The sequence below is a fragment of the Dietzia sp. DQ11-38-2 genome (assembly GCF_014145055.1).
In the GTDB taxonomy this organism is placed as follows: Bacteria; Actinomycetota; Actinomycetes; order Mycobacteriales; family Mycobacteriaceae; genus Dietzia.
The window spans coordinates 1-5,042 of record NZ_JAALDW010000169.1 but is presented as its reverse complement, the minus strand read 5'-3'; the positions used below and the strand labels follow the sequence as shown (position 1 = coordinate 5,042).

Genomic DNA, 5,042 nt, shown 5'->3' with positions numbered 1-5,042 from the left:
GCAGGACACCACCGGCCAGTCCTACCCCATCCTCTGCGAGGAACTGTTCTGGGGGGACGCCGGGATCGGTCTGTCCATCATGGGCACCGGTCTCGCCGCGGCGGGGATCGCCTCGGCCGGGACGACCGAGCAGATCATCGAGTGGGTGCCCCGCTGCTACGGCAGCGAGGCCGACCCCGCGGTCGGCGCGTTCTGCTCGTCCGAGCCGGAGGCGGGGAGCGACGTGGGCAACATGCGCACCCGGGCCCGCTACGACGAGGCCGCGGACGAGTGGGTGATCTCCGGGCAGAAGGCCTGGGTGACCAACGGCGGCGAGGCCTCGGTGCTGGTGGTGCAGGCGGTCGTGGACCCGGATCTCGGGTCCCGGGGCCAGGCCGCCTTCGTGGTGGAGGCCGGGGCCGCCGGGATCGAGACCGGCTCCAGGATCAAGAAGCACGGTCTGCGCGCCTCGGCGACCGCGGACATCTTCTTCGACGACGTCCGTGTTCCCGGGTCGGCGCTGCTGGGCGGGAAGGAGAAGCTCGACGAGAAGCTGGCCCGCGCACGGGAGGGCGAACGGACCGGCGGGCAGGCGGCCATGGCCACGTTCGAGCGGACCCGCCCCACCGTGGGGGCCATGGCCGTGGGCATCGCGCGGGCGGCGCACGAGTACGCGCTCGAGTACGCCAAGGGCCGGGTGGTGTTCGGCCGACCCATCATCGAGAACCAGGCCATCTCGTTCCTTCTCGCGGACATGGCGGTGGAGATCGACGCCTCCCGCCTGCTGGTGCGCCGGGCGGCGTGGATGGGTGCGGCCGGGCACCCCATGGCCCGGGCCGAGGGGTCGATGTCCAAGCTCAAGGCCGGTCGGACGGCCGTCTGGGCCACCGAGCGCGCGATCCAGATCCTCGGCGGGGTCGGGTACACCCGCGAGTACCCGGTCGAGCGGATGCACCGCGACGCCAAGATCTACGACATCTTCGAGGGCACCGAGCAGATCCAACAGTTGGTGATCGCCCGCGCGATCTCGGGAGTGCGGTTGCCGTGACGGTCGAGGTGGTGCGGTCGAGCGTGGTCCGCGCCCCTCGGGACGAGGTGTGGGCACACGTGGTGACCGCGGAGGGGATCTGCGACGAGTTCCGGCCCCTCCTGCGGATGCGGATCCCGGCGCGACTGGCGGGGGCCTCGATCGCGGACGTGCCGCTGGGCCGGCCGCTCGGGCGCGCGTGGATCCTCCTGGGCGGGGTCGTGCCGCTGGAGTACGACGACCTGATGCTGGTCGAGCTCCGGGCCCCACGGTACTTCCAGGAGCGCTCGGTGCTCGGATCGTGTCGGGTGTGGGAGCACCGTCGCGAACTCGACCCGCTGGGGGACCACTCGACCAGGATCACCGACACACTGCGGGCCGTGCCCCGGACCCTGGTTCCCGGATCGGTCGTTCGAGTGCTGGTCGGGGCGCTGTTCGACCACCGGCACCGGCGCCTGGTGCGGACGTTCGGATGAGCATCCGGGCCGGATGTGATAGAGAGAACTGCTCGCCCGGCCCCGGATGGCGCACAATGGGCCGAGGTACTCCTGGCGACGAGGTACGGCGCGGAGACCATCCCCGAGGGGGAGTGCGATATGCGGAAACCCGAAATGCAGAAGACAGTGCTCCACGGTCGAGAACTCGCCTACCGCGAGTCCGGAGCCGGCGAGGGAAAGCCCACGCTGCTGCTCATCCACGGGATGGCGGGGAGCTCCGTCACCTGGCGTGAGCTGATACCCCGTCTGGAATCGAGATTCCACATCATCGCCCCCGACCTGCCCGGCCACGGGGAGAGTTCGCTGGACTTCGACGACTACTCACTCGGCGCCCTGGCCTCCGCTCTGCGGGACCTGCTGGTGGTCAAGGGCATCAGTCGCTGCACGGTGATCGGGCAGTCCCTCGGTGGCGGCGTGGCCCTGCAGTTCGTCTACCAGTACCCCGACTTCTGCGAGCGCATCACGTTGATCGGCAGCGGCGGCCTGGGCAAGGAGGTCACCTGGATCCTGCGGCTGCTCGCCGTCCCCGGCGCCGAACTGATCCTCACCGGGGCCGCGGCTCCGTTCCTGGTGGCCGCCGGGGACAAGGCCCGCGGGTTCCTCACCGGCAAGGGCGTCCGCGCGATCGCCCTCGAGGAGCCCTGGGCGGCGTACGAGTCGCTCGGCCGGCCCGGGCACCGACGCGCGTTCTTCAAGACCCTCCGCGCGGTCGTGGACAACAAGGGCCAGGCGGTCTCCGCCGGCAACCGGCTGTACCTCGCGGCGCAACTGCCGTTCCAGCTGATCTGGGGAGACCGCGATCCGATCATCCCCGTCTCGCACGGGCACACCACCCACGAGGCGATCCCCGGCAGCCGGCTCGCGATCGTGGAGGGCACCGGGCACTACCCGCACGTCGAGGACCCCGCCGCGGTCGAACGGATCCTCGTCGACTTCATGGAGTCGACGGATCCCGGTCACATCGACCACCAGCTGATGGGAGAGCTCGTCACCACCGGCGGCGAGAGCCCGTAGGGTCACGGGCCCGACGGGCACCCGCAGACGTGGCGGGCACCCACTGACACGACTCGGCCCCGGTTTCCTCCAGGGAAACCGGGGCCGGACCCGTGCAGTCAGGCGCCAGGGGCGTCAGGCGTGGGTCGTGTCAGGCGTCGGTCTCGACCGTGTCCTCGGCGACCGCGTCGTCGTCGCCGGTCTGGACATCGTCACCGGTGGTGGTGTCGTCGCCGACGGTGTCGTCGCCGTCGGTGTCACCGGGGACCTCGGCGGCGATGCCACGGAGGATGTCGACGGCGCCGGAGATGTCACCCGTCAGCGCGGTCGAGATGGCCAGATCGGCGTTCGCCTCGCACTCGTCGCCCGACAGGCCGGGGGCGACGGCGCCGACGGAGCCCAGGAAGTCGTACGCGGAGATCGTGCCGCACAGCTGCTGCGCGACCTCCGAGACCTCGGCGGGCGTCTCGACGTCGTCGAGGTCGGTCTCACCGGCCGTGGGGACACCCACCGACCCGCTGTCGAGGCCGTCGAGGCCGGGGAGATCGCTCTGCGCGGCGGCGAGGCCTGCGCCGGAGAAGGACAGGGCGGCGGCGGAACCGATGACGGCGATGGTCTTCTTCATGGTGGTCACCTTTCGATCGAGCGCCGGGTTCTCCCGGAGTCACGGCGGTGACCATAACGACGACGGGCGGCCGGTGCTGTGATCCGCATCACTCGGCGCTCGCGGGCGAGCAGGCAAAACGGCCGGTGCCCAGCAGTGACGGCGCCGGGACAAATTCTTCTTCATCTCGCCGACTGTCCGCCCCGCCGCGTCGCTACGGGGATGCTTACCTCATGAGTGGAACCGCCGAGATCTATGACGCCGTCCTCCGTCCGGGCAAGCTGGAGCTGCTCCGGGGATGGATCGGACACCAGTCCTGGTTCGACGGGGACCCGGCGCGAGTGGAGCAGGTGACCTCCTACCGGTTCGTCGACCCCGACGGCGAGGTGGGCATGGAGTCCTTCCTCGTCACGGACGGTGTCCGGACGTACCACGTCCCGGTGACCTACAGGGGTGCGGAACTGCCGGGGGCGCAGGACGCCCTGGTCGGGACGCTCGAGCACTCCGTTCTCGGTCGGCGCTGGGTGTACGACGCACCGGCGGACCCCGTGTACGTGTCGGAGGTGTTGCGGGTGATCAGCCATCGCGACACCGCCGCCGACCATCTGGCGGTGGCGGACGGCACCGTCTCCCCGTCGCCCGTCAATGTCCGGGGCGGCGGGGACGGCGCGTCCGGCGACTCGGAGACGGCTGCCGAACCCGAGGTCATCCGGCTCATCTCGGAGGAGAACGACGCCGAGGCGGACTGTCCGCTGATCGGCTCGCCCGGCACGCTCAGCGGGACCTGGCGAGACGCCGACGGCACGCATTCCGCCGTGTTCGTCGTCGTCGCGTGAGCACACCGCCCTCCACCTCGTACGAGGTGGAGGGCGGTGTCGTCCGGTAGGGGCGGGGGGTCAGGCCCGCTTGACGGCCGAGAGCTCGATCTCCAGGGTGACCTTCTCCGAGACGAGCACGCCACCGGTCTCGAGCGCGGCGTTCCAGGTCAGACCGAAGTCGCTACGGTTGATGACCGTGGTGCCCTCGAAGCCGGCGCGGAGGTTGCCGAAGGGGTCGGTGGCGGTGCCCGCGTACTCGAAGGGGATCGTCACGGACTTGGTGGTGCCCTTGATGGTGAGGTCGCCGGTGACGTCCACTCCGCCCGAGCCGTTGGCCGCGATCGTGGTCGAGCGGAAGGTGATCTCCGGGTAGTTCTCCATGTCGAAGAAGTCGTTGGACTTCAGGTGGCCGTCGCGGTCGGCGTTGCGGGTGTCGATCGACGAGGCGGTGATGACGACCTCGGCTGTCGCGGCGTCGATGCCCTCGGCGGGGACGGTGACCGTGCCGGTGTAGTCGTTGAACGACCCGCGGACCTTGGTGACCATCGCGTGGCGGGTGACGAAGCCGAGGCGCGTGTGGGTGGGGTCGATGTCCCAGGTTCCGGTGAGGTCGGTGAGTGTCGCGGTCATGGTGTCTCCTTCGGTGGCGCCCGACGAGACGTCGGGGCAACTGGTTGTTGTGTCACCTACAGTAGCGGCTCGATGGTGATGCGTCAACAAGAAGGTGAGAGGAGTCCGGAGCTGCCGGTCACCCCATCCGGCGCCGGAGGAAGTGCAGCGCGTGAGAGACCGCGAGGTCGTGACACGGACGGCCCGGGAAGAGGTCGAAGTGATCCCCCGGGTAGTGACGCACCTCGGCACGGGCGGCGAACGCCGCGGAACTCGCCGCGTGCGGCGGCGCACTCCGGTCCAGATCGGCGATCTGGAACAGCACGGGAGTCCCGGCGAGCTCCGCGGCCCTGGCTCCGGGGCGGAAGGATCCCAGCACCGCCCCGACCCCGCCGCCGATCTCGTTGCGCCAGCTCGGCCCCGCGAGTGAGCGGTAGGCCTTGTCGTACCCGTCCAGGGAGAGCACCGCGGTCGACCCCGGTGGTCCGACCAGGGGGACCAGCGGCTCCGACCGC

Annotated in this window: 6 protein-coding genes and 1 pseudogene; 4 read left to right on the top strand and 3 right to left on the bottom strand. The window is 70.4% G+C overall.

Translation table 11 applies throughout. From position 1 onward, the window contains the following. The 3 genes from G6026_RS06535 to G6026_RS06525 form a co-directional block, all read left to right on the top strand. On the top strand, positions 1-1,027 hold a 1,027-nt coding region (locus G6026_RS06535), incomplete at its 5' end, for an acyl-CoA dehydrogenase family protein (RefSeq protein WP_182612658.1). Then, positions 1,024-1,482 (top strand): hypothetical protein, encoded by a 459-nt coding sequence (locus G6026_RS06530; protein ID WP_182612656.1) that lies wholly within the window; start codon positions 1,024-1,026, stop codon positions 1,480-1,482. The genes G6026_RS06535 and G6026_RS06530, both read left to right, overlap by 4 nt. A 135-nt stretch (positions 1,483-1,617) precedes the next feature. Beyond that, positions 1,618-2,517 (top strand): alpha/beta fold hydrolase, encoded by a 900-nt coding sequence (locus tag G6026_RS06525; protein ID WP_107755280.1) that lies wholly within the window; start codon positions 1,618-1,620, stop codon positions 2,515-2,517. A 130-nt stretch (positions 2,518-2,647) separates the two neighbouring features. Here G6026_RS06525 and G6026_RS06520 read toward each other — a convergent pair whose 3' ends face one another. Continuing rightward, entirely contained in the window at positions 2,648-3,121 is a 474-nt protein-coding gene (locus tag G6026_RS06520) for a hypothetical protein (RefSeq protein WP_107755281.1), read from the bottom strand. A gap of 212 nt (positions 3,122-3,333) precedes the next feature. Here G6026_RS06520 and G6026_RS06515 point away from each other — a divergent pair, with 212 nt between their 5' ends. Then, positions 3,334-3,936 (top strand): hypothetical protein, encoded by a 603-nt coding sequence (locus G6026_RS06515; RefSeq protein WP_107755282.1) that lies wholly within the window; start codon positions 3,334-3,336, stop codon positions 3,934-3,936. Between the two features lie 60 nt (positions 3,937-3,996). Here the strand turns inward: G6026_RS06515 and G6026_RS06510 are convergent, their stop codons facing one another. Together G6026_RS06510 and G6026_RS06505 are read right to left on the bottom strand one after the other, a co-directional pair. Next, positions 3,997-4,548 carry a YceI family protein gene (locus G6026_RS06510; RefSeq protein WP_182612654.1) on the bottom strand — a complete coding sequence of 184 codons (552 nt, stop codon included), beginning with the start codon at positions 4,546-4,548 and terminating at the stop codon, positions 3,997-3,999. A gap of 118 nt (positions 4,549-4,666) precedes the next feature. After that, positions 4,667-5,042: pseudogene (locus G6026_RS06505) on the bottom strand (alpha/beta hydrolase); the annotation flags it as partial.

What these genes read in the sequence shown, in the direction of transcription:
- G6026_RS06510 (WP_182612654.1), bottom strand. Translation starts at nt 4,548, where the DNA reads ATGACCGCGACACTCACCGACCTCACCGGAACCTGGGACATCGACCCC.
- G6026_RS06515 (WP_107755282.1), top strand. Translation starts at nt 3,334, where the DNA reads ATGAGTGGAACCGCCGAGATCTATGACGCCGTCCTCCGTCCGGGCAAG.
- G6026_RS06525 (WP_107755280.1), top strand. Translation starts at nt 1,618, where the DNA reads ATGCAGAAGACAGTGCTCCACGGTCGAGAACTCGCCTACCGCGAGTCC.
- G6026_RS06520 (WP_107755281.1), bottom strand. Translation starts at nt 3,121, where the DNA reads ATGAAGAAGACCATCGCCGTCATCGGTTCCGCCGCCGCCCTGTCCTTC.